24 protein-coding genes are annotated in these 24,508 nt (G+C 64.3%); 13 read left to right on the top strand and 11 right to left on the bottom strand.

The window, feature by feature from the left end; all coding sequences use genetic code 11:
- Window position 1 precedes the first annotated feature (1 nt).
- Both H618_RS0112425 and H618_RS0112420 read right to left on the bottom strand, forming a co-directional pair.
- Window positions 2–889: an NAD(P)-dependent oxidoreductase gene (locus H618_RS0112425; RefSeq protein ID WP_028695388.1), complete on the bottom strand. Its 888-nt coding sequence runs from the start codon at window positions 887–889 to the stop codon at window positions 2–4.
- A 157-nt stretch (window positions 890–1,046) separates the two neighbouring features.
- Entirely contained in the window at window positions 1,047–1,358 is a 312-nt protein-coding gene (locus H618_RS0112420; protein ID WP_028695387.1) for a DUF2288 domain-containing protein, read from the bottom strand.
- A gap of 357 nt (window positions 1,359–1,715) precedes the next feature.
- Between H618_RS0112420 and H618_RS0112415 the strand changes: the two genes are divergently transcribed.
- The 7 genes from H618_RS0112415 to H618_RS0112385 all read left to right on the top strand — a co-directional run bounded on the left by H618_RS0112415 (window position 1,716) and on the right by H618_RS0112385 (window position 9,287).
- On the top strand, window positions 1,716–2,831 hold the full coding sequence (locus tag H618_RS0112415; RefSeq protein ID WP_028695386.1) for a branched-chain amino acid ABC transporter substrate-binding protein: 1,116 nt from the start codon (window positions 1,716–1,718) through the stop codon (window positions 2,829–2,831).
- A 226-nt stretch (window positions 2,832–3,057) separates the two neighbouring features.
- Entirely contained in the window at window positions 3,058–3,981 is a 924-nt protein-coding gene (gene livH, locus H618_RS0112410; protein ID WP_028695385.1) for a high-affinity branched-chain amino acid ABC transporter permease LivH, read from the top strand.
- Window positions 3,978–5,234, top strand: a complete 1,257-nt coding sequence (locus tag H618_RS0112405; protein ID WP_028695384.1) for a high-affinity branched-chain amino acid ABC transporter permease LivM — start codon at window positions 3,978–3,980, stop codon at window positions 5,232–5,234. The genes livH and H618_RS0112405 overlap by 4 nt, the downstream gene beginning before the upstream one ends.
- Window positions 5,231–5,998, top strand: a complete 768-nt coding sequence (gene livG, locus H618_RS0112400) for a high-affinity branched-chain amino acid ABC transporter ATP-binding protein LivG (protein ID WP_028695383.1) — start codon at window positions 5,231–5,233, stop codon at window positions 5,996–5,998. The genes H618_RS0112405 and livG overlap by 4 nt, the downstream gene beginning before the upstream one ends.
- Window positions 5,999–6,700 carry an ABC transporter ATP-binding protein gene (locus H618_RS0112395; protein ID WP_028695382.1) on the top strand — a complete coding sequence of 234 codons (702 nt, stop codon included), beginning with the start codon at window positions 5,999–6,001 and terminating at the stop codon, window positions 6,698–6,700.
- A gap of 217 nt (window positions 6,701–6,917) precedes the next feature.
- Complete coding sequence (locus H618_RS0112390; protein ID WP_028695381.1) at window positions 6,918–7,592, top strand: COG3650 family protein; 675 nt, start codon at window positions 6,918–6,920, stop codon at window positions 7,590–7,592.
- Window positions 7,593–7,676: 84 nt separating this feature from the next.
- Complete coding sequence (locus tag H618_RS0112385) at window positions 7,677–9,287, top strand: NAD(P)/FAD-dependent oxidoreductase (RefSeq protein ID WP_028695380.1); 1,611 nt, start codon at window positions 7,677–7,679, stop codon at window positions 9,285–9,287.
- 107 nt (window positions 9,288–9,394) lie between these two features.
- Here the strand turns inward: H618_RS0112385 and H618_RS0112380 are convergent, their stop codons facing one another.
- The 6 genes from H618_RS0112380 to dinG all read right to left on the bottom strand — a co-directional run bounded on the left by H618_RS0112380 (window position 9,395) and on the right by dinG (window position 17,569).
- Window positions 9,395–9,859, bottom strand: a complete 465-nt coding sequence (locus H618_RS0112380) for an outer membrane lipoprotein (protein ID WP_028695379.1) — start codon at window positions 9,857–9,859, stop codon at window positions 9,395–9,397.
- A gap of 192 nt (window positions 9,860–10,051) precedes the next feature.
- On the bottom strand, window positions 10,052–10,699 hold the full coding sequence (gene pdxH / locus H618_RS0112375; RefSeq protein WP_028695378.1) for a pyridoxamine 5'-phosphate oxidase: 648 nt from the start codon (window positions 10,697–10,699) through the stop codon (window positions 10,052–10,054).
- An 18-nt stretch (window positions 10,700–10,717) separates the two neighbouring features.
- A complete protein-coding gene (locus H618_RS0112370; protein ID WP_028695377.1) occupies window positions 10,718–11,737 on the bottom strand; it encodes an OmpA family protein in 1,020 nt (339 codons plus the stop codon).
- Window positions 11,738–11,835: 98 nt separating this feature from the next.
- Window positions 11,836–12,981: an EstA family serine hydrolase gene (locus H618_RS0112365; RefSeq protein ID WP_028695376.1), complete on the bottom strand. Its 1,146-nt coding sequence runs from the start codon at window positions 12,979–12,981 to the stop codon at window positions 11,836–11,838.
- Window positions 12,982–13,105: 124 nt separating this feature from the next.
- Window positions 13,106–15,343 carry a beta-galactosidase gene (locus tag H618_RS0112360; protein ID WP_028695375.1) on the bottom strand — a complete coding sequence of 746 codons (2,238 nt, stop codon included), beginning with the start codon at window positions 15,341–15,343 and terminating at the stop codon, window positions 13,106–13,108.
- Between the two features lie 81 nt (window positions 15,344–15,424).
- Window positions 15,425–17,569 carry an ATP-dependent DNA helicase DinG gene (dinG, locus tag H618_RS0112355; protein ID WP_028695374.1) on the bottom strand — a complete coding sequence of 715 codons (2,145 nt, stop codon included), beginning with the start codon at window positions 17,567–17,569 and terminating at the stop codon, window positions 15,425–15,427.
- A gap of 95 nt (window positions 17,570–17,664) precedes the next feature.
- On the opposite strand from dinG, the gene H618_RS0112350 reads away from it, so the two are divergent.
- Complete coding sequence (locus H618_RS0112350) at window positions 17,665–18,129, top strand: DUF4149 domain-containing protein (protein ID WP_028695373.1); 465 nt, start codon at window positions 17,665–17,667, stop codon at window positions 18,127–18,129.
- Between the two features lie 4 nt (window positions 18,130–18,133).
- On the opposite strand, the gene H618_RS0112345 is transcribed toward H618_RS0112350, so the two are convergent.
- Entirely contained in the window at window positions 18,134–18,400 is a 267-nt protein-coding gene (locus H618_RS0112345; protein ID WP_028695372.1) for a DUF1145 domain-containing protein, read from the bottom strand.
- 83 nt (window positions 18,401–18,483) lie between these two features.
- Window positions 18,484–19,188 carry a PA1041 family peptidoglycan-binding anchor lipoprotein gene (locus H618_RS0112340; protein WP_028695371.1) on the bottom strand — a complete coding sequence of 235 codons (705 nt, stop codon included), beginning with the start codon at window positions 19,186–19,188 and terminating at the stop codon, window positions 18,484–18,486.
- 162 nt (window positions 19,189–19,350) lie between these two features.
- Here H618_RS0112340 and H618_RS0112335 point away from each other — a divergent pair, with 162 nt between their 5' ends.
- From H618_RS0112335 to H618_RS0112320, 4 genes are read left to right on the top strand one after another with little or no spacing between them, the layout of a single operon-like run.
- Complete coding sequence (locus H618_RS0112335; RefSeq protein WP_028695370.1) at window positions 19,351–19,845, top strand: DUF6231 family protein; 495 nt, start codon at window positions 19,351–19,353, stop codon at window positions 19,843–19,845.
- Between the two features lie 4 nt (window positions 19,846–19,849).
- On the top strand, window positions 19,850–20,332 hold the full coding sequence (locus tag H618_RS0112330; protein ID WP_028695369.1) for a YchJ family protein: 483 nt from the start codon (window positions 19,850–19,852) through the stop codon (window positions 20,330–20,332).
- Window positions 20,329–20,799 (top strand): LEA/WHy family protein, encoded by a 471-nt coding sequence (locus tag H618_RS0112325; protein ID WP_028695368.1) that lies wholly within the window; start codon window positions 20,329–20,331, stop codon window positions 20,797–20,799. The genes H618_RS0112330 and H618_RS0112325 overlap by 4 nt, the downstream gene beginning before the upstream one ends.
- Window positions 20,800–20,812: 13 nt before the next feature.
- Window positions 20,813–21,007, top strand: a complete 195-nt coding sequence (locus H618_RS0112320) for an SEC-C metal-binding domain-containing protein (protein ID WP_028695367.1) — start codon at window positions 20,813–20,815, stop codon at window positions 21,005–21,007.
- Window positions 21,008–21,042: 35 nt separating this feature from the next.
- Here H618_RS0112320 and H618_RS0112315 read toward each other — a convergent pair whose 3' ends face one another.
- A complete protein-coding gene (locus tag H618_RS0112315; protein ID WP_028695366.1) occupies window positions 21,043–21,819 on the bottom strand; it encodes an EAL domain-containing protein in 777 nt (258 codons plus the stop codon).
- Between the two features lie 239 nt (window positions 21,820–22,058).
- Here H618_RS0112315 and H618_RS0112310 point away from each other — a divergent pair, with 239 nt between their 5' ends.
- Window positions 22,059–24,500 carry a penicillin acylase family protein gene (locus tag H618_RS0112310; RefSeq protein ID WP_028695365.1) on the top strand — a complete coding sequence of 814 codons (2,442 nt, stop codon included), beginning with the start codon at window positions 22,059–22,061 and terminating at the stop codon, window positions 24,498–24,500.
- The last annotated feature ends 8 nt before the right edge of the window (window positions 24,501–24,508 follow it).

The following is a 24,508-nucleotide window of genomic DNA, read 5'->3' as shown; positions in this document are numbered from 1 at the left end:
GTCAGGGCTTCTGGCGGTAGAGCTGCACCAAGGTGGCGGGGTCATGCTGCAGATGGCCCTGACTGCCGTGCAGGCGCATCAGCTGCGCTGCCAGGGCGCTCACAGGCGTTGCCGACCCCTGTTCCCGAGACAACTGCACGGCGTTATCCAGATCCTTGAGCAAGGTTCGTACATGCCACTTGACCGGCTCGAAGCGGCTTTCGGCCATTTGCCCGGCAAGAATCTGCAACGGTTTCGAATCGGCGAAGCCACCGGCCAGTGCCTCGGCGAGCAAACGGGCATCGACACCAGAACATTCGGCCAAGGCCACCGCCTCAGCGATCACCAGTGCGTTGCAGGCGACGATCATCTGATTGCACGCCTTGGTCACCTGCCCTGCGCCGACTCCCCCCATATGCGTCACCCGCTGGCCGAGAGTCAGCAGGATGTCGCGAACACGTTCCAAATGCTCTGCTCGAGCCCCCACCATGATCGCCAGGCTACCGGCCTCGGCGCCAGCGACCCCGCCGGAGACCGGTGCATCGACCCAGCCCATGGCACACAAGGCCGCCAGCTCCGCGGCCATTTCCCGCGTGGCCGAGGGCTCAAGACTGGAAAGGTCCACCAGCAGTTGCTGAGCACGACCGGCAGCGGCGACGCCGTGCTCGCCGAACACCACTTCACGTACCGCTGCGCTGTCGGCAAGGCAGGTCAGGATGATATCGGCGTGCTCACACAGCTCGGCAGGGGTGGCCACGCTGCGTGCGCCAAGCTCCACCAGCTCATGGCATTTCTCGGCGCTGCGATTCCACACGGTCAGCGAATACCCCGCGCCCAGCAGTCGCCGACACATAGGTAGACCCATCAGTCCGATACCGGCAAACGCCACCGTTGGCAGTCCAGACTTCATCAACAGCTCCCGAGAAATGATCCAAAGTTATTACGCCCTGCGTAAGTTGTTACCGCAGTGTGCAAAAGCGCCGACGACTGTTACCAACCTGCACCGTTGTTTCACCTCACCCCGCCTCAAAAAGAAGCATCGAGGTGAAGAGGTGCACCAGAACGCCTCAGTGCGATTGCGACGTCTTTTCTTGTATCAAAATAAATGGGGAAACGACCACCGCCCATATCTCTGGATCGCGGGCTTGAAGGCTGGCAGCGAGGTCGACCGGAACCGGTACGACCGTGCCATCAGAGCGCCATTTGGCGACGGTTTCGCTCTGGTTTTGCGCAAAAGCGCTGGCCACCTCGATCAGATCCAGCGGCGGCGCGACCCAAATCAGGTCACCTTTGGCCCAGAAGCGTTCCAAGGCCTTCCACTCGATAATTGCAGTTTCGCCAATCAATTTGGCATAGAGGGTGCTTGTGTGATCGGTCATGGGGTCCTGATGGAAAAGTGATCTGCTGAAAACGGCTGACATTTTTACAGAAAACCCTGGCTCTAAACACGTAATTGGTCGATCGACTCCGAACGGGCGAGCCAATAGCGTGATATGCAGTGCAGCGATGGCGCGTTTCTATATGTTTGTATCGACGACGCGACACTGCTGGAACAAGGCGCTATGAGCCGGCTTTTCAAGCGCGCGAACAGCGCTCTACACTGTACCGGTACAGTTCCGGGACATATCTCGGGGGAAGGTGGGGTTGCGGTCTGGCAGCGTCATGCCGCTGCCCCGCCCGGTCTGTAGCCCTGGCCGCCAGGACTATAAGAATTACAACAGAATGAGTGGAGCATCATGATCAAGATTTCCAAGCTGTTCGCTGCATTGGTTGTGGCCGGTTTCGCCAGCCATTCGATGGCCGCCGACACCATCACCATCGGCATCGCCGGGCCCAAGACCGGCCCTGTCACCCAGTACGGTGACATGCAGTTCATCGGTGCCAAGCAAGCCATCAAGGACATCAACGCCAAAGGCGGCGTCGACGGCAAGATGCTCCAGGCCAAGGAATACGACGACGCCTGTGACCCCAAACAAGCCGTAGCCGTAGCCAACAAAGTGGTCAACGACGGCGTCAAGTTCGTGATCGGTCACCTGTGCTCCAGCTCCACCCAGCCTGCTTCGGACATCTACGAAGACGAAGGCGTGATCATGATCACGCCGGCCGCCACCAGCCCGGAAATCACCAGCCGCGGCTACAAGCTGATCTTCCGCACCATCGGCCTGGACAGCGCCCAGGGCCCGGCAGCCGGCAACTACATCGCCGACTTCGTCAAACCGAAAGTGGTTGCGGTTCTGCACGACAAGCAGCAATACGGTGAAGGCATCGCCACCGCGGTGAAAAAGACCCTGGAAGACAAAGGCACCAAGGTTGCCGTGTTCGAAGGTCTCAACGCGGGCGACAAGGACTTCTCCTCGGTCATTCAGAAACTCAAGCAGAACAACGTCGACTTCGTTTACTACGGCGGCTATCACCCCGAGCTCGGGCTGATTCTGCGTCAAGCGCAGGAGAAGGGCCTGAAGGCCAAATTCATGGGTCCTGAGGGCGTCGGCAACGATTCGATCTCGCAGATTGCCCAGAACGCCTCGGAAGGTCTGCTGGTGACCCTGCCAAAATCGTTCGATGCCGACCCCGAGAACAAGGCGATCGTCGACGCGATCAAGGCTGACGGCAAAGACCCAAGCGGTCCGTTCGTGTTCCCGGCCTATTCGGCAGTGGAATTGATCGCCGAAGGCATCAAGGCCGCCAAGTCGGAAGACACCGACAAGGTTGCCGCCGCCATCCACGCGGGCTCGTTCAAGACCCCGACCGGCACCCTCACCTACGACGAGAAGGGCGACCTCAAGGACTTCAAGTTCGTGGTCTACGAATGGCACTTCGGTAAACCAAAGACTGAAGTCTCCCCTCAGTAATCGCCTGACCTACAGCTGACCTACAAGCCCACTGTGCGAGCAGTGGGCTTTGTTTTACGAGGTTCATGGGCTCGATTGCCGCGATCCGGCAGCCATCCCACCTGAAAATCTTAAAACCGTCACCCGCGGTTCACTGGCCAAGCCCCGTCATCGTCGCCCAGACGGCGAGGCGCATCGGGTTACCCCCACGCCAGCGAATGCACTTCAGGTTTTTAGGAGCGCTTCAATGCCTGAGATCTACCATTTCTTCCAACAATTGGTTAACGGATTGACCATCGGCAGCACCTACGCGCTGATCGCCATCGGCTACACGATGGTGTACGGCATCATCGGCATGATCAACTTCGCCCACGGCGAGGTGTACATGATCGGCTCTTACGTGGCGTTCATCGCGCTGGCGGGCCTGGCGATGATGGGTATCGATTCGCTGCCGATCCTGATGACCGTCGCCTTCGTCGCCACGATCTTCGTAACCAGCGCCTATGGCTACAGCATCGAGCGGGTCGCCTACCGGCCACTGCGCAACAGCAACCGCCTGATCCCGCTGATTTCTGCAATCGGTATGTCGATTTTCCTGCAGAACACCGTGCTGCTGTCACAGGACTCCAAGGACAAATCCATCCCCAACCTGATTCCCGGCAGTTTCTCCTTCGGCCCAGGTGGCGCCGAGGAAGTGCTGGTGTCCTACATGCAGGTGCTGGTGTTCGTCGTCACTTTGGTGGCCATGACCCTGCTGACCCTGTTCATTTCCAGGTCTCGCCTGGGCCGCGCCTGCCGCGCCTGCGCCGAAGACCTGAAAATGGCCAACCTGCTCGGTATCAACACCAACAACATCATCGCCCTGACCTTCGTCATCGGCGCCGCCCTGGCGGCGGTCGCGGCCGTGCTGCTGAGCATGCAGTACGGCGTGATCAACCCCAACGCCGGCTTCCTGGTGGGCCTGAAGGCCTTCACCGCGGCAGTGCTCGGCGGCATCGGCAGCATCCCTGGCGCCATGCTCGGTGGGCTGGTACTGGGTGTGGCCGAAGCCTTCGGCGCCGATATCTTCGGCGACCAGTACAAGGACGTCGTGGCGTTCGGTCTGCTGGTTCTCGTTCTGTTGTTCCGGCCGACCGGCATTCTGGGCCGCCCGGAGGTTGAGAAAGTATGAACAGAAATCTCAAACAGGCGCTGTTCAGTGCCTTGCTGGTGTGGGCCGTGGCCTTCCCGGTGCTGGGTCTGAAGCTGAGCATCGACGGCATTCGCCTGGTGGTGCACAGCCAGGGCAACTTCACCTTGTCGATCATTGCCGTGTGCTCGTTGCTGATGTTCCTGCGCGTGCTGTTCGACCGGCAGTGGAGTGCGGTCATGGGGCAACGCTCCGGCCGCAAGCTGGTGCCGCCTTCGGTGAGCAACTTCCTGACCCTGCCCAAAACGCAACGCTGGATCATCCTCGGACTGATCGTGGTGGCGCTGATCTGGCCGTTCTTCGGCTCTCGCGGAGCGGTGGACATCGCCACGCTGATCCTGATCTACGTGATGCTCGGCCTGGGCCTGAACATCGTCGTCGGTCTGGCTGGGCTGCTCGATCTGGGCTATGTCGGCTTCTACGCCGTGGGTGCCTACACCTACGCCATGCTCTCGCACTACCTGGGCTGGGGCTTCTGGATCTGCCTGCCGATCGCCGGCCTGATGGCGGCCACCTTCGGCTTCCTGCTGGGCTTCCCGGTGTTGCGCCTGCGTGGCGACTACCTGGCCATCGTGACCCTGGGCTTCGGCGAGATCATCCGCCTGTTCCTGCGTAACCTCACCGACTGGACCGGCGGCCCCAACGGCATCAGCAACATCGACAAGCCGAGCTTCTTCGGCCTGAGCTTCGAGCGCCGCGCCGCTGAAGGCATGCAGACCTTCCACGAATACTTCGGCCTGCCCTACAACTCCATCAACAAGGTGATCTTCCTTTACCTGGTGGCGCTGTTGCTGGCGCTGGCGGCGCTGTTCGTCATCAACCGCCTGCTGCGCATGCCCATCGGCCGGGCCTGGGAAGCGCTGCGCGAAGACGAGATCGCCTGCCGCGCGCTGGGCCTCAACCCCACCGTGATCAAGCTTTCGGCCTTCACCCTGGGGGCGACCTTCGCCGGTTTCGCCGGCAGCTTCTTCGCGGCTCGCCAGGGCTTGGTGACACCTGAGTCGTTCACCTTCATCGAGTCGGCGATCATTCTCGCCATCGTCGTGCTGGGCGGCATGGGCTCGCAGCTGGGCGTGATTCTGGCGGCCATCGTGATGATTCTGCTGCCCGAGCTGATGCGCGAGTTCAGCGAGTACCGGATGCTGATGTTCGGCGCCATGATGGTGCTGATGATGATCTGGCGCCCGCAAGGTCTGCTGCCAATGCAACGTCCCCACATGGAGCTGCGCCGATGAGCCGCGAAATTCTGCAAGTCAGCGGCCTGAGCATGCGCTTTGGCGGCTTGTTGGCGGTCAACGGCGTTGCCTTGACCGTCAAGGAAAAACAGGTGGTGGCACTGATCGGCCCCAACGGCGCTGGCAAGACCACCGTGTTCAACTGCCTGACCGGCTTCTACAAACCCAGCGGCGGCAGTATCCTGCTCGACGGCCAGCCGATCCAGGGCTTGCCGGGTCACCAGATCGCGCGCCGCGGCGTGGTGCGCACTTTCCAGAACGTGCGCCTGTTCAAAGAGATGACCGCGCTGGAAAACCTGCTGATCGCCCAGCACCGGCACCTGAACACCAACTTCTTCGCCGGACTGTTCAAGACGCCGAACTTTCGCCGCAGCGAAAAGGAAGCGATGGAGCGCGCCGCCTACTGGCTGGAGAAGGTCAACCTCACCGAGTTCGCCAACCGCACCGCCGGCACCCTGGCCTACGGTCAGCAGCGTCGCCTGGAAATCGCCCGCTGCATGATGACCCAGCCACGCATCATCATGCTCGACGAGCCGGCGGCAGGCCTCAACCCCAAGGAAACCGAAGACCTAAAGGCGCTCATCAGCTACCTGCGTGAATCGCATAACCTCACGGTGCTGCTGATCGAGCACGACATGAAGCTGGTCATGAGCATTTCCGATCACATCGTGGTGATCAACCAGGGTACGCCCCTGGCCGATGGCACGCCCGAGCAGATTCGTGGCAACGCCGATGTGATCAAGGCCTACCTGGGGGAGGCATAAATGCTCAAGTTCGAAAACGTATCGACCTTTTACGGCAAGATTCAGGCGCTGCACGACGTCAACGTGGAGATCAACCAGGGCGAGATCGTCACCCTGATCGGTGCCAACGGCGCCGGCAAATCGACCTTGCTGATGACCCTGTGCGGCTCGCCGCAGGCACACAGCGGCAGCATCAAGTACCTGGGCGAAGAACTGGTCGGCCAGCCTTCCTCGCACATCATGCGCAAGAGCATCGCGGTGGTGCCTGAAGGTCGTCGGGTGTTCGCGCGCCTGACGGTCGAGGAAAACCTGGCGATGGGCGGGTTCTTCACCGACAAGGGCGACTACCAGGAGCAACTCGATCGGGTGCTGCAACTGTTCCCGCGCCTCAAGGAGCGCTACACGCAGCGTGGCGGCACGATGTCGGGAGGCGAGCAGCAGATGCTCGCCATTGGCCGCGCACTGATGAGCAAACCCAAGCTGCTGCTGCTCGACGAGCCGTCGCTGGGGCTGGCGCCGATCATCATCCAGCAGATCTTCGACATCATCGAGCAACTGCGCCGTGATGGCGTCACGGTGTTCCTCGTCGAGCAGAATGCCAACCAGGCGCTGAAGGTGGCTGATCGGGCCTATGTACTGGAAAACGGCCATGTCGTGATGCAAGGCACGGGCGAAGCCTTGCTGGTCGATCCGAAGGTGCGTGACGCCTACCTGGGCGGCTGATCGACTGCCGCGCTGCATTCACCCGCTTGTGCAGGGTGCTCGAGAGGATGTCGAGCCCCGGTGCAAGCGGCGCTTCGGTTCACATACCTCCGCCCGCCACGACGCCCCAACTCACGCCACATGCCCGCATGGGCTTTTCTTCGCCACCTGCACTTGAGATCGCCCCGCCGCCTCGGTAACGTGGCCGACACTTTTCGTCTCAAGGCTGGAGCTTTCCATGCGCCTCACCCCTCCACTGCTGCTCGCAGCGCTGCTTCCCCTGTTTGCAGGGTGCCAGTTGTTCGCCGAACAGCCGACTGATTCCACCAGCGGCACCACGCGCATGCAAGGCGAACTGAGTGCAGGCAACGGCAAGCTGCTGTTCAAGCCGTGCAATGAAAACCGCCGCTTCGTGGTCAACGATGCCGGCAACACCGGCCTGTTGCAGGAAGCCGACAGCCTTGCCGGCAGCGCCAAGGCACGCCTGTTCGCAGACTTGCGCGGGCGCCTGGGTGGCAGCCGCCAGGCCGACAGCGATGGCCAGTTCGATGTGCAGCGGCTGTACCGTCTAGAGCCTTCGAGCAACGCGTGCAGCGATCCCAACTTCAAGCAGTTGACGCTGCGCGCCGAAGGTCAGTCGCCGGCCTGGGGCGTGAAGGCCAGCAACCGTGGCATGGTCATCGAGCGTGAAGGCCTGCCGCTATTGCCGCTGCCCTTTCTGGAAGAGGAAATTCCAGGTGGCGGCCTGAGCCTGAGCAGCGAAGCCAACGGCCAGCGCGTCGAGCTGTGGCTGGCCCCGCAACGCTGCGTCGACCCGCAAAGCGGCGCCATCAGCCACCTGCGGGCCGAACTGCGCATCGACGGCAAGACCCTGCAAGGCTGCGGCTATTTCGGTGGCGCCAGAGACAGCTGATCGGCGCGACGCGTTAAGCCTGCCGTTAAGGCGGTCGAACAGCTTATAATCGGCGGTTTGTTCAGAGCCGCCGGCCGACCGACCATGCTACGAATCAACGAACTGAAATTGCCCCTGGACCATTCCGACGATGCCCTGCGCCAGGCCATCGTCCAGCGCCTGGGCATCGCCGACGAGCAACTGCTCGACTTCACCCTGTTCAAACGCAGCTACGACGCGCGCAAGAAAAACAGCGAACTGCTGTTCATCTACACCATCGACCTGCAGGCCAGCAACGAAAGCGAACTGCTGGCCAAGTTCGCCGACGACCGCAACGTCGGCATCGCCCCGGACGTCAGCTACCGCTATGTAGGGCAGGCCCCGCAAGACCTGCAGGAGCGACCGCTGGTGGTCGGCTTCGGCCCCTGCGGTATCTTCGCCGCGTTGTTGCTGGCACAGATGGGCTTCAAGCCCATCGTGCTCGAACGCGGCAAGGAAGTGCGCCAGCGCACCAAGGACACCTGGGGCCTGTGGCGCAAAAGCGAACTCAACCCCGAGTCCAACGTGCAGTTCGGTGAAGGCGGCGCCGGCACGTTCTCCGACGGCAAACTCTACAGCCAGATCAAGGACCCGCTGCACCACGGCCGCAAAGTGCTGCACGAGTTCGTCAAGGCCGGCGCGCCGGACGAAATTCTCTATATCAACAAGCCGCACATCGGCACATTCCGCCTTACCGGCATGGTCGAAACCATGCGCCAGGAAATCATCGCCCTGGGTGGCGAGGTGCGCTTCCAGGAGAAAGTCAGTGATCTGCTGATCGACGGCGAGCAACTGACCGGCGTGGTGCTGGAAAGCGGCGAGCGACTGCTGTCGCGCCACGTGGTCCTGGCGCTGGGCCACAGCGCCCGCGACACCTTCCGCATGCTGCACGGCAAAGGCGTGTTCATGGAAGCCAAGCCGTTCTCGGTCGGCTTTCGCATCGAACACCCGCAAACCATCATCGACAAGGCGCGCCTGGGCAAGTACGCCGGCCATCCAAAGCTTGGCGCAGCCGACTACAAACTGGTCTATCACGCCAAGAATGGCCGCTCGGTCTACAGCTTCTGCATGTGCCCTGGCGGTACGGTGGTGGCCGCCACCAGCGAACCGGGCCGGGTGGTCACCAACGGCATGAGCCAATACTCGCGCAACGAGCGCAATGCCAACTCGGGCATCGTGGTGGGTATCGACCCTGAACGCGACTACCCGGGTGGCCCGCTGGCCGGCATCGAGCTGCAAGAGCGGCTCGAGGCCCACGCCTATGTGATGGGCGGCAGCAATTACCAGGCACCGGCGCAACTGGTGGGCGACTTCGTGGCCGGGCGGCCATCGACAGCCCTGGGCAGCGTCGAGCCGTCCTACAAGCCGGGGGTGACCTTGGGCGATCTGGCGCCAAGCCTGCCGGCCTTCGCCATCGAAGCCATCCGCGAGGCCCTGCCCGCCTTCGATCGGCAGATCAAGGGCTACAACATGAACGACGCCGTGCTGACCGGTATCGAGACGCGCACCTCCTCGCCGCTGCGCATCACCCGCGGCGAGAACTACCAGAGCCTCAACCTCAAAGGCCTGTTCCCGGCTGGCGAGGGTGCAGGCTATGCCGGTGGCATTCTTTCGGCTGGGGTCGATGGCATTCGCATCGCCGAGGCAGTGGCGCTGGCGATGATCGCTACCGCGTAGAGCGCTTAAGCATCACTGCCGTGGCCTAGGGCGCTGACCTGCGCCCTTCAGCGGGCACAAAAAAACCCGATCGGCCATGCCGAGTCGGGTTTTTTTATGGGTCAGGATCAGTGCGAAACGCGGCTGGTACCGTCGACGGTCATGATGCGCACGCGCTCACCGACACGGAACACTTCGTTCTGCTGAACCGACTGCACGTAGGCGCGCATGCTGCCGTCGTCTTCACGGACGGTGATTTCCACGCCTTGAGTACGGGTGATGCCCTCTTCGGCCGCCGAACCTGCCAGGCCGCCAGCGACCGCACCGATGACCGCCGCCACCAGGCTGCCGCGACCGCCGCCAATGGCGCTACCGGCGACGCCGCCGACCACGGCACCGGCACCGCCACCGATAGGCGTCTTGGTGCCTTCGATCTTGACCGGACGCAACGATTCGATGGTGCCCATGCGAACGGTCTGCACACGGCGGGCCTCGTCACGGGAGTAGCTGTCGCCAGACAGGTTGGAGGCACAGCCTCCGAGCAGCAGCGACGCGGTAGTGAAGGTCGCCAGCAGCAGAGCGGATTTACGCATGGGAAGAATCTCCGTGGGTCAGGTGTACATTAGACGCCGCGCAAGGACGGCTGTCACGACACCGGCTCATAAAAAACAGCTTTCGTTCAGCCACGGTACAGCCAGTGGCGAGCGAAAAATGCTGCACATGAACCTGTGACCGACGTTGTTCGGTGATTACTGCACCGGCGATGATCACCGGTGCAGCGCTCATCAAGGGGCGAGACGCTCGCGCTGCCAAATGCCTGCGATCAAGCGGTAGTTGAGGCGATCATGCAGCCGACTCGCACGCCCTTGCCAAAATTCAAGGCGCTCGGGCAAGAGACGGTAGCCACCCCAGTGCTCGGGACACTCTGGCTGGGAGTCGGCGAAACGCGCGCGGGTGGCTTCGAGCAGATCCTGCAACGCCTGACGATCGGCGATCACCTGGCTTTGTGGCGAAGCCCATGCGCCCAGGCGACTGCCCAGCGGACGCACCTGGTAGTAATCATCAGACTCTTTGGCGGTGACCTTTTCCACGCGTCCTTCGATGCGCACCTGACGCTCCAGCGCCGGCCAGAAGAAGGTCATGGCTGCGAATGGATTGGCCAGCAATTGCTGGCCCTTGGCGCTCTGGTAGTTGGTGAAAAAGGTGAAACCGCGTGCATCCAGCCCCTTGAGCAGCAACACCCGGCAATGCGGACGGCCCTCGGCGTCTACCGTGGCCAGGGTCATGGCGTTGGCTTCGACCGGAGCCTGCTCGGTTTTGACGGCCTCGGCGAACCACTGCTCGAACAAGGCGAATGGTTCAGCCGGGGCCTGCTCCTCGGCCAGGCCATCTCGGGTGTAATCGCGGCGCATATCGGCCAGAGACTGGGTCATGACGCTGTTCCTTGGCGATCAGTTGGTGGTCTTGGCAGCCTTGGTAGTGCTGTTGGCGGCGACGCTCTTGTCGGTGCTGGCCTTCTTCGCTGCGGGTTTGGCTGGGGTCGCGGCTTTTTTCGCCACGGGCTTGGCGGCGGCTTTAGCAGCAGGTTTCTTCGCGGCAGGCTTGGCAGCCGGTTTCGCCGCGACTTTGGCGGCAGGTTTGGCGGCTGGAGCAGCGGCGGCCGGCTTGACGTCCTGGGTGGCGACCATCGCTGCCGGAGCAGGTGCTGGGGCGGCCTGCTGGTACTTGGCGATCAGCGCCTGCATGGTGTTCTGCGGGGTCAGCAACAGCTCGACGCGGCGGTTGAGTGCGCGACCCTGCACGCTGTCGTTGGCAGCGCGCGGCATCACCGAGCCCATGCCCTTGAGGGTCAGGCGGTCACGTTGCAGGCCGCTGAGGCGGAAGATCGCCGACACCGAGGCTGCACGCTCGAGGCTCAGGCGCTGGTTGGCCGCGGCCGCACCACTGCTGTCGGCATGACCAAGCACCATCACGGCAGTTTTCGGATCGCCCTCAACCACTTTGGCGACGCGGGTGATCGGCGCCAGGGTCACCGGCAGCAGCATGTTCGGACGGTCGGGGTTGTAGGAACCGTCCACTGGAATGGTCACTGCCAGCACGTCGTCGCGGCGTTCGAGTTCGAACTTGCTGTCCTTGAGCGCTTCGCGCACTTTCGGCTCGTATTGGTCGAGCCAGGCCTGGGTGGCCTTCTGATCGATCTTCGGCACCGCTGCGGCAACCGGCCCCTGTTTGTCCTCACTGCCGCCGAACGGCCACCACCAACGGGTGCCCGAGGCATTCTTGCTGGCCGACTTGGCATCGGCCTGGGCAACCTTTTCGGTGACCGCGTCCTTGACGTCCTGCTCAGCGACCTTGTCCGAGCCAAACGGCCACCAGCTACGGCCCTCGGTGCTCGCGTCGGTTTGCGGGTGCTGAGCGCAGCCAGTCATGGCCAGGCACAGGGCGAGAGCTAAGGTTTTATGTGAGGACATCAGCGATACACCATGAATTGAAAGGGAATTTTGCCAGCACGCGCGTGCAGTGGCCTTCAGGATAGACAAAGGATTCGGGCAACACCCGCGTTACCCGATCAAAGGCAGGTACCCAGCACGCGCACCAAATGCTGCGCTCGCGGGTCCATCAACACGTACGGCCCTAAGGTATTGGTAACAAAGCCAAAAGCCACATCGTGCTCGGGATCGGCGAAACCCACCGAGCCACCGGCCCCAGGGTGACCGAACGCCCTCGCCCCCAGACCGAAGGTCGCGTTGGCCACCTGCGGCTGGTCGAGCATGCAGCCCAGACCGAAGCGCGTCTGCGTCAGCAAGGTGCGATCTTCACCCAGGCTGTGCTCGCGGGTCAGTTCGTCGAGCAGTTCGGCATCAAGCAAGCTGCCATCGAGCAGGCCGGCATAAAAGCCGGCCAGGCTGCGGGCATTGCCATGCCCGTTGGCAGCCGGCTGCTGCATGCGCCGCCATTCAGGCTTGTTGGTGCTGGTGAGAATGGCCGGCGGGTTGGTGAAGGCGCGGGTCGACAGTGCTTCTGGCTCACGCATCGTCACCTGCAACAGACGCTGCGCCGCGGCGTCGCCGGCATTGCCCTTGCCACGGGCGATGTGCGCCACACGGTAAAACTCCTCGTCAGCCAGGCCGATGTGGAAATCCAGGCCCAAGGGCGCGGCCGTGCGAGCGACGATCGACTCACCAGGGCCGCGCTGTTCGACGCGGCGAATCAATTCGCCGATCAACCAGCCATAGGTGATGGCGGCATAGCCATGCTCGCTGCCCGGGGTCCACCAGGGCTGCTCGGCAGCCAGGGCGGCGGTCATCGCCTGCCAGTCGTACAGTGCTTCGGCGGGCAATAACTGGCGAATCGCCGGCAGCCCGGCGCGATGGCTGAGCAACTGGCGCAGCGTCACTGCCTGCTTACCGGCCTGGGCGAACTCCGGCCAGTAGCGCGCCACCGGCGCATCGAGGTCGAGCTTGCCTTCACCGACCAGTTGCAGCGCAGTCACCGCGGCAAACGGCTTGGTGCACGAGAACAGGTTGGCGATGGTATCGGTATGCCAGGCCTGCTGGCCGTCCTTGTCGGCGGTGCCGGCCCAGAGGTCGACCACGGTCTGGCCGCCCACCTGCACGCACAGCGCCGCGCCGCGCTCCTGAGGATCGTCGAACAGCGCGGCGAAGGCATCGCGCAGCGCTTCGAACTTCAGCTCATAGTGACCCTGGATCTGCACCGCCCGCTCCCACTGACCTGTTGGCAAAGGCGTGCATTGTTTCAGTAGTTGGCGGTTTTGCCTACCGGCCAGCGTCCTTCGGCGCGACGGACGTCGCCCGCCCACGCCCAAGGCCTGACGCCGATCAAGGGGCCGGTTGCTGCAGCCGCTGAGCCAGCTGGCGGGTGAGTGCCAGGTTGGCTTTGCGTACCGCCTCGATGAAGCCGCTCCAGGGCACATCGGTGATCGCCACCAAGCCCAGGTGGCCATTCTCGCCGTCCAGCAAGCGACCGCTGGCCGGCTGGTCGAGGTATTGGAACCAGTGCGCGCCGACGATCGTCGGTTGCGCCAGCGCGGCCTTGAGGAAGGTCTCGTAGGCAGGGCCACGGTCTTCTTCGCGCGGCAACTCCAGCGGACCCGGCCAGAACGGGCCACGGTCGCGCGAACCGAACTGGAACTCGGTGACCAGCACCGGCTTGTCCAGCTCGCTGAGCCAGGCGAAGTCATAGCCATCTTCAGGTTTGAGGGTATAGAGGTTGAAGCTCAGCACGTCGCAGAACTCGGCGCACGCCTTGACCGCCTCGGGCGAGGTGACGCCGAAGCGACCGCCAAGCAGCAGGTGGTTGGGCGCGTGCCAGTCAAGGGCATCGGCGACGGTCTTGAAGTAGGTTTGTGCGAACACTTCCTGGAAGTGCTGGTAGTCGCGCTCGATCTCGGGATGCTCGGGGTTGGGCAGCGGCGCTTCGAAGCCTGGGTCTTCCATCAGTTCCCAGGCTTGCAGGTCGATACCCCAGGCCTTCGACAGGCCTTGCTGGTTGCGATACTTGTCGCGCAACTGCTTGAGGAAGGCGCGCTTGGCCGGCACGTCGGTGGTCAGGCGCAAAGTGCCGTAGGCCAGGCCATAGCGGGCTTTCGGATCGCCACCCGGGGCGGCCCAGGCCAGTTCGTTGTCGGCGTAATAACCGATCAGCCAGGGGTCGTCGCGGTGGTCGCGGGCAGCGATCGCCACGGCGCGCTCGGTGGCCATGGCGAACCGCGGGTCGAACGGATCGGGCAAGCGCCCCCACCAGTCCATGCCGGTGCTGATGCTGGCGTAGTCGCCGACGATCGACAGTGGCAAGGTGTAGGGCACCCGCTGCGTCTGGCCCAGGGCCGGGTCGCTCCAGTTGCCCAAGGTGTTGAAACCCCAGGCCAGCAAACGGTCGATGGCCTGGGTCTGCCAGTGTTTGGCGTCTACCTGTGGTGCAGGGCATTCGGCCGACGCCTGGCCTTGCTCGGCTGGCGGGCACGGCGTGGCGTGGCTGCGCTGCAGGTTGGCGGCATAGAAGTCATACCAGCGGCCTTGCTTGAAGCCGCGCCCCTGGGACGATGCATTGCCATCGTCGTTGTTGCCTTGACCATAGAACGCCGCCAGCGGCTGGCCTGATTCGGGCAAGGCCTTGAACATCGATTCGCGCCCCGCCACGTAGGTGCGCCCGCCGTCGGCGGCCACGGCATTGATCCCCAGCGAGAAGAACCCATGGCCGTCTGGGGTGACCAGGTACCACTGGCCGGCACGCTTCTCGGTGCGAAAGAAGCCTTTGGCTTCGAAAGCCGGGCCGGCCAGCAGGCCGCCGTAAGGATCGAGCGACGCTTTGCCGTGCTCGGCCAACCAGCCTTGCACCTGCTGTCGCTCGCGGCGGACGGCGGCCTTGAGCTGCTCATCGTTGTCGATTTTCTCGGGCCAGCGGCCACGGGTGGATTGTCCGTATTCATCGATCAGGCCGGCATAGGCCGCCTTGAAGGCCTCGTCGTCATCCTGCAGGCCAACGCGCTCGATCAACAGGCTTTGCGCCACATTGGGCCTGGGGATGCTCAGGCTGACCGAGGTCACCTGCTTGAGATCGACCTGGCCGACGCTGCTGGTGAGCAGCACGCGCTGGCCTTGGTGCGTCCATGGCATCGGCGGCCCGGCGCGCATGCCCTGACTCAGCGGCGAACGCTCGGTGAGCGGCAGCATGACGGTTTGCGCAGGCCCGGCCGGCAGATCGATGCGGCTGGTGAGTCTCTTGCCGGCACTGTCCTGCACCACCACATCGACGCTCAGCGCCCAGTCCATGCCGCTTTGCAGGCGCAAGGTGAGGAACTGCCCGGCGGACCAGTCCCAACTGCCGGCGTGCGGCGTCAGGCGCAAGGTCGGCCGCTCGGCCGGATTGAACACCACCCGCCTGAGCACTTCGCCCTGGGCCGTCTGCTCGGCGTTGTACTGCGGCAGGCCCGCGTCCTGGGTGACCACGTTGATCACCGAGGTCGGGCGGACGAAGCTGAACAGCGTCTGCTGCCCGGCCCACGCGGGCGAGCTGAGCAACAGGCTGAGTACGGCAGGCAGGCTGCGACGAATCATAGGGCGGTAGCACTCCTTCAGAGCCCGACAGGGCTCACGACCGAATAGAAGACAACGAGCCGGCGCATCATGCACCGGCGATCAGGCAATTTCCCGCCGGAAGGGCGGGAGCGCATTGAGGATAGCCTTGCCGTAGCGCTGGGTGACCAGGCGCCGGTCGAGCAAGCTGATGATGCCGCGGTCCTGTTCGGTGCGCAGCAGGCGGCCACAGGCCTGGATCAGCCGCAACGAGGCGTCGGGCACGGCGATTTCCATGAATGGGTTGCCGCCGCGGGCTTCGATCCATTCGGCCAGCGCCGCTTCCACGGGGTCATCCGGCACGGCGAAGGGGATCTTGGCGATGACCACGTGCTCGCAATAGGCACCGGGCAGGTCGACACCCTCGGCGAAACTGGCCAGGCCGAACAGCACGCTGTGCTGGCCATCGTCGACCCGGGCCTTGTGCTTGTTGAGGGTTTCCTGCTTCGACAGGTTGCCCTGGATCAGCACCAGCTTGCGCCAGTCGCGGTCCAGGCCATCGAACACGTCCTGCATCTGCTTGCGCGAGGAAAACAGCACCAGGGCGCCGCGGGCGTCTTCGACCATGGCCGGCAGCTCGCGAATGATCGCCGCGGTGTGCGCCACCGCATCGCGCGGGTCGGCGCGCAGGTCAGGCACCCGCAGCACGCCGGCATCACCGTGCACGAACGGGCTGGGCACCACACAGGTGACTGCGTCGCGCGGCAACCCGGAGCGCATGCGCAGGCGGTCGAACTTGCCCAGCGCAGTCAACGTCGCGGAGGTGACCAGTGCGCCATAGGCGACATTCCACAAGCTGCGCCGCAGCATCTCGGCGGCAAGAATGGGGCTGGCGTTGACCTCGATGTCGAACAGCGCGCCATTTTCGGCCAGCGACAGCCAGCGCGCCATCGGCGGGCTGTCTTCAGGGTCTTCGGCGGTGAAGGCGGTCCACAGTTCCCAGTTGCCCTGGGCGCGGGTCACCAGGCTGCCGAACAGCGGATACCACTCTTCGGCCTGGTGGCTGGCGATGCCGATGTTGACCTCGCCATCCATACCTTCCTTGAGCAGGTCGGCCAGGCGCGTGAACAGATCGTTGAGGCGGGAAAAACCCTTCTTCAGCTCGATGCCGATCTCGCGGATCTGCTCGGGGATCACCCCGCCCTCGAAGCGATAACGCGGGCGGTCGCGACCTTCGTTGTCTTCGCCTGGGCGAAAATCCGCGACCTGCTCGCACAGGGTGAACATGAACTGCTGCTGGGTGCGAATTTCCCGCGCCAGCTCCGGCACTTGCTCGATCAACTTGCCCAGATCGCCCGGCAGCGGATGCTGGGCCAGCAGCTTGGTGAGGTTCCTGGCGGTCTGCTCGAGCCAGTCGGCGGTCGAGCGCAGGCGCGAGAAGTGGGCGAAGTGGCCGATGGCCTTGTCGGGCAGGTGGTGGCCTTCGTCGAACACGTACAGGGTGTCGCGAGGATCGGGCAGCACCGCGCCACCGCCCAGGGCCAGGTCGGCCAACACCATGTCGTGGTTGGTGACGATGACATCGACCTTGCCCATGCCTTCGCGCGCCTTGTAGAACACGCACTGCTGGAAGTTCGGGCAGTGGCGGCCGGTGCACTGACTGTGGTCGGTGGTCAGGCGCATCCAGTCCTGATCCTCGAGCGCTTCGGGCCAGCTGTCGCGGTCGCCGTCCCAGCGATTGCCGGCGAGCTTTTCGATCATCGAATTGAACAGCTTCTGGCTGCGTTCATCGACGTCGAGGTGAAAGCCCTCTTCCTCGAACAGTTGCGCAGTGGCCGACTGCGCCTGGCCCTCCTGCAGCAGCACGTCGAGCTTGGACAGGCACAGGTAGCGCCCACGGCCCTTGGCCAAGGCGAAGCTGAAGTTCAGGCCGCTGTTGCGCATCAGGTCGGGCAGGTCCTTGAAGACGATCTGCTCTTGCAGGGCCACGGTGGCGGTGGCGATCACCAGGCGCTTGCCGGCAGCCTTGGCCGCAGGAATGGCGGCCAGGCTGTAGGCGACCGTCTTGCCGGTACCGGTGCCCGCCTCGACCGCGACCACGGCCGGGTCGCCGGCGCGGCGCCCTTCGTCGTCCACGGCGATGTCGCCGAGCACCTTGGCGACTTCGGCGATCATCAGGCGCTGGCCATAGCGCGGCTTGAGCCCCTTGGCTTCGAGGAAACGCGTATAGGCGCCTTGGATGGTGGCTTTGAGTTCGTTGCTGATCATGGTCTGCGCGCCCGAAGGGCTGGATATATTTTCAGTGTTTTACACGGGCCGGCTATCATACCTGCCTCACGCCGTTTATGCCTTCGGAGATCCTCATGCTCGTCCATGCCCTGCCCTACACATTGCACGTCCTGGCCTCGCTGGTCTGGGTCGGCGGCATGTTCTTCGCCTGGATGGTGCTGCGCCCGGCCATGGCCAAAGCGCTGGAAGGGCCGGCGCGGCTGCGTTTATGGGGGGAAGTTTTCCCACGCTTCTTCGGATGGGTCTGGGTGGCAGTGGCGACCTTGGCGATCAGCGGTGTGGCGCTGATCCACAGCCGCTTCAGCGGCTTCGAAACCGCGCCGCGCTACGTGCAGTGGATGATCGGCGGGGCCATCGTCATGGTTGCGGTGTTCCTGCGCATCCATGCCCTGCTGCTGCCACAATTGCGTGATGCGCTGGCCCGTGAAGACTGGCCAGCCGGGGCCAGCGCGCTGGCGCGTATCCGACGGATGGTGGGCATCAACCTGCTGCTGGGCCTGCTGGTAGTGGCTATCGCCAGCACCCGCTGGAGCTTCTGAGGCCTCAGGTGCGCGGCGTCGGTCGGGGCAGCGACATGACGTGGAACATGCCGGTGAGCAAGATCTGCAAGCGGTCGAACCAGCGGTGGCTGCGCCCGCGCAGGCTGGCGTTGAAGCACAGCACTTCCAGCACGTGCAGGCTGAACAGGCACAGCCCTGCAGCCTTTATCAGCAAACTGAAGGGCATCGCCTGCGGCACGAGCTGATTGAACAGCACCACGCCCCAGAACAGCACGGTCAGGGCCTTGCCGAGGTTGAGAATCACGCCCATGGCGGCGCTCCTTGGTTGAACGGTTGGCGCAGAGTCATCACCAAACGCCCACGGCAGTGACGGCCTGCCGTGGGCTGCGCAGCTCAGCGGTCGATCTTGATTTCGGTACGACGGTTCATCGCACGCCCTTCGGCCGTCGCGTTATCCGCCACCGGCTGGCTTTCACCGGCACCTGTGACCGAGACGAAGCTGCTGCGCGGTACGCCGCTGCCGATCAGGTAATCGGTCACCGAATGGGCGCGACGGTCGGACAGCTTCTGGTTGTAGCTCTCGGCACCGACGCTGTCAGTGTGCCCGGTGACGCTAAGACGGGCGCTGGCCGCTTCTTGCTTGAGGCGCGTGGCGATGGTGTTGAGGCGCTCTTTGTCGGTGGCGGTCAGGCGCGCCGAATCGAACTCGAAGTGCACGTCGCGGATCACGATCACCTCTTGTTTCTCGACCACCACCACTTCCTCGACCACCGGCGCTGGCTCCGGCGCCTTGAGTGGGCAACCGGTGGCATCGACTTGAACGCCGCGCGGCGTGCCCGGGCACTTGTCGCGGCTGTCCGGCACGCCGTCGCCATCCTCATCGCCATCGCCGTGGGCCCAGCAGTAGCCGGCGGCCAGGCCGCCGCCGAGCAACGCGCCCCAGCCTGCCCAACTGGAGCTTTCGATGGCGCCCAGGGCGGCGCCGCCGACACCGCCTACGGCAGCGCACTTGGGCCAATCGGTCTTCTGCAGGCCGGCGCAGCCGGTCATCAGGCTGGTAAGCAAAATCAGAGGTATCGCGGTGCGAACTGTACTCATGGGTTGCTTCTCCTAATGGGGGGCGTCGGCCGATGACCGATCCACCGCAGTAAAGACCCGCCATGCCGGCTCTGCCAGTGTTGGGCCATCAGTGAGCGCCGCAGCCTCTATGCCCGCAGGCCGCAGACCGTTAGTCTTGAGCGCTCTGAGCGAGGAACCTCGATGACCTTGAATATTTCCCAGCGCACGCCGCAGCAGGCCCTGGCCGCGCTGCTCGAGCGCGTCGCGCCGCAGCGACTGTTGCTGGTCGGCAGCCATTTCCCGGCCCTGGACGCCTTCGCCCAGGCCCATCCGCAGACGCTCATCGAGCACGTACCGGCCGCAGCCCTGCCCAGCCACATCGCCGCACAACGCTACGACCTTGCCGTGCTGGTCGAATGCCTGGAGCACCTGCCCAAGCGCAACGGCCTGGAACTGCTGGGCGGCATCCGCAATCTCAACGCCAGCAAAGTAGCGGTGCTGGCTGACCTGCAGGCCTGTGGCTGGCATGACACCGACTTCTACGCCCTGGCCCTGTCGGCCAGCGAGACGTTCAGCCGCGACACCCAGCAGTTGCGCCTGTTCACCTATGATCTACGTGACTACAAGCAGGTCCCGGACTGGCTCAACGCGCGGTTCTGGGCCAACCCGGAAAACTTTGGCAAGTACTGGTGGTGATTTCATGAGTGTTTCGGTCTGCCCCTGTGGCAGTGGCAACCTGCTCGACGCCTGCTGCGGGCACTGGCATGCCGGCACCCCGGCGCCCGATGCCCAGGCCTTGATGCGCTCGCGCTACAGCGCGTATGTGCTGGGCCTGATCGACTACCTGCACGACACCACCCTGCCCGCCCAGCAGGCAGGTCTGGACCGAGCCGCGATCAGTGCCTGGAGCGCGCAGAGCACCTGGCTTGGGCTGGAAGTGGAAAGCGCAGAGGTGTTCGGCGGCCAGCCCGAACATGCCTTCGTCACCTTCACCGCGCGCTGGCACGACGCCAGCGGCGATCACCAGCACCGCGAGCGCTCGGCCTTCGTCCAGCATGCCGGGCGCTGGTACTTCATCGACCCGACCGTGGCACTGAAGGTCGGACGCAACGACCTCTGCCCGTGCGCCAGCGGGCAGAAGTTCAAGAAATGCTGCGCCAGCTACCTGGCCGGTGAGCGATGAGCGCATCGATTCGTCTTTTGCTGCTCAGTTTGATGCTGAGCGTGCTCGGCGGTTGCGCCAGTTGGGGCAGCGATGACTGGCGCGAGCCGCAGTTGCGCCTGGTCAAGGTGCAGAAGGTCAAGGCCACCATGCACCAGCAGCGCTTCATCCTGCATGTGCGCGTCGACAACCCCAATGACAGCCGGCTGTTCATCCGCAACCTGGATTTCGACGTACGTCTCAACGACATTCCGCTGATCGAAGACAACGCCAGCCTGTGGCGCAGTGTGGCTGCGCACGAACAACGCACCTTCAAGATCGAGGTGCGCACTAACCTGTGGCGCCACCTCAAGCCGCTGGTGAAGGTGATCCGCCGCAAGCAGCCGGTGCCCTACCAGCTCAGCGGTGAGCTCAACACCGGCATGCTGTTCTATCGAAGCCTGCACTTCTGGCGCAGCGGTGAGATAATCCCCGGCGATTTTCACTAGGAGTAGACCCGCGATGACCCAGCAACCTCATGTCCATGGCCCGGACTGCAACCACGACCATGACCACCACGACCACGGCCATGTGCATGGCCCGCACTGCAACCACGCCCCGCAGGAGCCGGTGCGCAACACGCTGAAGGACGTGGGTCGCAACGACCCATGCCCGTGCGGCAGCGAGAAGAAGTTCAAGAAGTGCCACGGCGCCTGAGCCGTTGAGCACAGCGCAGCGGCCCTCGGCGAGAGTCAGTCGAGCGGCCACTGCGCTTGAGGCAGTGCCTGATACACCGGCCGGGCGAACAGGTAGCCCTGAAACAGGTCGATGCCCAGCGCCTTGAGCGCCCGGTACTCGGCCACCTGCTCCACCCCCTCGGCAATGATTCGAATCCCCAGTTTCTTGCAGATGCCGACGATGCCCTCGACGATGGCCAGTCGCGCGGTGTCGTGATCGATCCCGCGAATCAGTTCCATGTCCAGCTTGATGATGTCGGGCTGAAACTCGGCCAGCAGTCCCAACCCCGAATAACCGGCGCCGAAATCATCGATGGCGGTCTTGAAGCCTTGCCGCTGGTACTCGATAAGGATGTTCTTCAGGTGAGTACGGTCGGTGAGGCTTTCGTTCTCGGTGACTTCGAAGATGATCCGGTTGGTGGGAAAGCCCACCCGTTGCGCGGCGTCGAGGGTCGCGCGAATGCAGGCTGCCGGCTGATACACCGCGTTGGGCAGGAAGTTGATGCTCAGGTAGCCCTGCAGGTTCAGTTGCGCGGCCAGTTCGACGGCCTTGATGCGGCAGGTCTGATCGAAGGTGTAGCGGTTGTCCTCGGTGACCTTGCTCAACACGCTGTAGGCGCCACTGCCGTCGGTGCCGCGCACCAGTGCCTCGTAGGCGAATACCTGCTGGCGCCCCGGCGCGACGATCGGCTGGAAGGCCATGCTGAAGTCGAACGGCAGCGGCGCCTGGTCGGCGCAGCGTCGGCAGCCGACAGGGCGCGTGGCGGGTTGGGCTTCGGTCGGGCGGGTCATGACGGTTACCTCGGTGAGCGGGTCGCGGCAGGCGGTGTGAATCGGATATGCAGGTTCGACAACAGCATTGATGGCTTTACGCCAGACTGCCATGGCAGTCGTCGGCCGGGCCGCAACGCGTGCCGCACTGGGCGGCTGTGCGCGGTAAAAAAGCCTACGGCGCGGCTTGCGCCGCGCCTGCGCCGTCACTAACGTAGCGCCTTTCCCAATTGCCCCCTCGCCCTGCAGGAGCCCTTGCCATGGCCGCCGCCGCCTTCGCGTCCTTTCGCCCACGTCTTACCGCCGCTGCCACGTTGCTTGGCCTGCTCGGTCTGGGCGGCTGCCAGATCGGCGTGCAACCCGACAGCGTGCCGCCCAGCGTCGGTGTGCAAGCGCTCAAGGGCCTGGCGCAAGGCGCTTCGGTGCGGCGCAACGGCATGGGCGCGCCGCTGATCGAAAGCGCCAACTTCCATGACGCGCTGTTCAGCCTGGGCTATGTGCACAGCGTCGACCGCATCGAGCAGATGCTCGCCATGCGCCTGCTCGCGCAAGGGCGCATGACCGAGCTGGCCGGCGCCGAGGCGCTGGACATCGACCGACTGATGCGTGCGGTCAACCTCAGACAAAGCGCCGGTCAGCTGTACGCCGCGGCCTCGCCGCGCGTGCAGCGTTTCTTCGAGGTCTACGCCCGCGGCGTCAACGCCTATCTGTTCCGTTATCGCAACAGCCTGCCGGGCGGGCTGGCCCAGGGTAATCAGCAGGTCGAGTACTGGAAGCCCGAGGATTCGGCGCTGATCTTCAGCCTGTATGCCTTCAGCCAGTCGGTGAACCTGCAGGAAGAACTCTCGGCGCTGACCCTGGCCCGCCAGGTGGGCAGCGACAAGCTGCCCTGGTTGCTGCCGGTGGCCGCCGATGAGCCCCTGGCCGAGGCGGAAGCGGGGAAACTCAAGGGCCTCAACCTGGACGACCAGTTGCCGGGCTTCACCGCGCTGGCGGCGGCCGCGCAGAAGCTGGCCGACCTCGATCTGCTCGGCAGCCCGGGCTCGGCCAACCTGGCCATCGCGCCGCAGCGCAGCCGCAGTGGCAAGAGCCTGTTGGCCAGCGACAGCCGCGCGGCCTGGGCCTTGAGCCCGGTGCAGGTGCACACCAGCAAGTACCAGGTGGCCGGGCTGTCGCTGCCGGGCCTGCCGTTGTTGCTGGCCGGGTACAACGGCAAGCTGGCCTGGAGCAGCAGCGCGGTGATGGCCGACAACCAGGACCTGTTCCTCGAACAGGTGCGCCGCCAGGGCAATCAGCTGACCTACCTGGCCGACGGCAAGTGGCTGCCGGCACGCGCGCGCAACGAGACCTTCTTCGTCAAAGGCGAGCGCCCAGTGCGCGAGGTGCTGTACGACACCCGCCATGGCACCTTGCTCGGCCAGCCGGGCAGCAATGGCCTGGCCCTGGCGCTGTACCTGCCGTCGCTCAAGGACGACCGCAGCCTCGATGCGCTGTTCGACCTGACCCGCGCCAGCTCGGTGGAAAAAGCCTTCGACAGCACCCGCGAAGTGGCTGCCGCCGCGCTCAACTTCGTCTTCGCCGAACCGCAGCACATCGCCTGGCAGGTCAGTGGCCGCTACCCCAATCGCCGTGAAGGCCAGGGCCTGCTGCCTTCGCCTGGCTGGGACGGGCGCTACGACTGGGATGGCTATGCCGACCCGATGCTGCACCCCTACGACCAGGACCCGACCGCCGGCTGGATCGCCCATGCCAACCAGCGCAGTCAGCCCAAAGGCTATGGCATGCAGCTGTCGAGCACCTGGTACTACCCCGAGCGCGCCGAGCGCCTTGGCCAACTGGCCAGCAGCGGTCGCTTCGATGCGCGCAGCCTGAACCTGTTGTTCAACGACGCGGTAACGCCGCTTGCCGACAAGCTCAAACGCATGTTCGAAGCCCCCGGCATGGCCCAGCCGCTGCAACAGGCGATCAACGCCCTGCCCGCCGACCAGCGCAGCGCCGCCCGCGAAACACTGGCGCGGCTCAAGGCCTTCGACGGGCGCCTGAGCGCAGCCTCAGCCGATGCTGCGTTGTATGAATTGTTCTTGCAGAGCGTGGCGCGGCAGACCTTCCTCGACGACCTCGGGCCAGAGTCCGGTGCCCCCTGGCAAGCGTTCGTCAGCAATTCGCGGCTGTCGTACTCGGCGCAGATCGACCACCTGCTGGGCCGCGACGACAGCCCGTTCTGGGATGACCGCAGCACGCCGCAGAAGGAAGACAAACCGACCATCCTCGCCCGCAGTCTGGCCGCCGCGATGCAGGCGGCCACTGCGCAACTGGGCAGTGATCGCCGCGCCTGGCAGTGGGGTGCGCTGCACCAGTACCACTGGCCGGCGCCGACCTGGCATGGCCTGGGCGACCCATTGAAACGGCCCGCCATGGCGGCCTCCGGCGACTTCAGCACCCTCGCCTTCACCCCCTACGCCATCGGCAGCCAGTTCGACACCACGCTGCCGGCCTCGGCACGGATGATCGTCGACTTCGGCCAGGTCGAGCCGCTGCAACTGATGACCAGTTCCGGGCAGTCGGGCAACCCGGCAAGCGCGCATTTCAGCGACGGCCTGGACGCCTGGTTCAAGGGCCAGATGATGAGTCTGCCCCTGCAACCGCAGCACTTCGAGCGCGCCTACGGCAAGCAGCGACTGTCGCTGGTGCCGGGCAAGTGAGCTGACGA

This window comes from Pseudomonas cremoricolorata DSM 17059 = NBRC 16634 (assembly GCF_000425745.1).
Lineage (GTDB): Bacteria > Pseudomonadota > Gammaproteobacteria > Pseudomonadales > Pseudomonadaceae > Aquipseudomonas > Aquipseudomonas cremoricolorata.
This window is presented reverse-complemented; position numbering and strand designations above follow the sequence as displayed.

Excerpts from the sequence above, each read along its gene's own strand:
- H618_RS0112385 (WP_028695380.1), top strand. The coding sequence starts at position 7,677 with ATGCTACGAATCAACGAACTGAAATTGCCCCTGGACCATTCCGACGAT.
- H618_RS0112395 (WP_028695382.1), top strand. The coding sequence starts at position 5,999 with ATGCTCAAGTTCGAAAACGTATCGACCTTTTACGGCAAGATTCAGGCG.
- H618_RS0112425 (WP_028695388.1), bottom strand. The coding sequence starts at position 889 with ATGAAGTCTGGACTGCCAACGGTGGCGTTTGCCGGTATCGGACTGATG.
- H618_RS0112315 (WP_028695366.1), bottom strand. The coding sequence starts at position 21,819 with ATGACCCGCCCGACCGAAGCCCAACCCGCCACGCGCCCTGTCGGCTGC.
- livH (WP_028695385.1), top strand. The coding sequence starts at position 3,058 with ATGCCTGAGATCTACCATTTCTTCCAACAATTGGTTAACGGATTGACC.
- H618_RS0112310 (WP_028695365.1), top strand. The coding sequence starts at position 22,059 with ATGGCCGCCGCCGCCTTCGCGTCCTTTCGCCCACGTCTTACCGCCGCT.
- dinG (WP_028695374.1), bottom strand. The coding sequence starts at position 17,569 with ATGATCAGCAACGAACTCAAAGCCACCATCCAAGGCGCCTATACGCGT.
- H618_RS0112330 (WP_028695369.1), top strand. The coding sequence starts at position 19,850 with ATGAGTGTTTCGGTCTGCCCCTGTGGCAGTGGCAACCTGCTCGACGCC.
- H618_RS0112390 (WP_028695381.1), top strand. The coding sequence starts at position 6,918 with ATGCGCCTCACCCCTCCACTGCTGCTCGCAGCGCTGCTTCCCCTGTTT.
- H618_RS0112370 (WP_028695377.1), bottom strand. The coding sequence starts at position 11,737 with ATGTCCTCACATAAAACCTTAGCTCTCGCCCTGTGCCTGGCCATGACT.
- H618_RS0112380 (WP_028695379.1), bottom strand. The coding sequence starts at position 9,859 with ATGCGTAAATCCGCTCTGCTGCTGGCGACCTTCACTACCGCGTCGCTG.
- H618_RS0112325 (WP_028695368.1), top strand. The coding sequence starts at position 20,329 with ATGAGCGCATCGATTCGTCTTTTGCTGCTCAGTTTGATGCTGAGCGTG.
- livG (WP_028695383.1), top strand. The coding sequence starts at position 5,231 with ATGAGCCGCGAAATTCTGCAAGTCAGCGGCCTGAGCATGCGCTTTGGC.
- H618_RS0112350 (WP_028695373.1), top strand. The coding sequence starts at position 17,665 with ATGCTCGTCCATGCCCTGCCCTACACATTGCACGTCCTGGCCTCGCTG.
- H618_RS0112335 (WP_028695370.1), top strand. The coding sequence starts at position 19,351 with ATGACCTTGAATATTTCCCAGCGCACGCCGCAGCAGGCCCTGGCCGCG.
- H618_RS0112360 (WP_028695375.1), bottom strand. The coding sequence starts at position 15,343 with ATGATTCGTCGCAGCCTGCCTGCCGTACTCAGCCTGTTGCTCAGCTCG.
- H618_RS0112345 (WP_028695372.1), bottom strand. The coding sequence starts at position 18,400 with ATGGGCGTGATTCTCAACCTCGGCAAGGCCCTGACCGTGCTGTTCTGG.
- H618_RS0112415 (WP_028695386.1), top strand. The coding sequence starts at position 1,716 with ATGATCAAGATTTCCAAGCTGTTCGCTGCATTGGTTGTGGCCGGTTTC.
- H618_RS0112420 (WP_028695387.1), bottom strand. The coding sequence starts at position 1,358 with ATGACCGATCACACAAGCACCCTCTATGCCAAATTGATTGGCGAAACT.
- H618_RS0112405 (WP_028695384.1), top strand. The coding sequence starts at position 3,978 with ATGAACAGAAATCTCAAACAGGCGCTGTTCAGTGCCTTGCTGGTGTGG.
- H618_RS0112340 (WP_028695371.1), bottom strand. The coding sequence starts at position 19,188 with ATGAGTACAGTTCGCACCGCGATACCTCTGATTTTGCTTACCAGCCTG.
- H618_RS0112320 (WP_028695367.1), top strand. The coding sequence starts at position 20,813 with ATGACCCAGCAACCTCATGTCCATGGCCCGGACTGCAACCACGACCAT.
- pdxH (WP_028695378.1), bottom strand. The coding sequence starts at position 10,699 with ATGACCCAGTCTCTGGCCGATATGCGCCGCGATTACACCCGAGATGGC.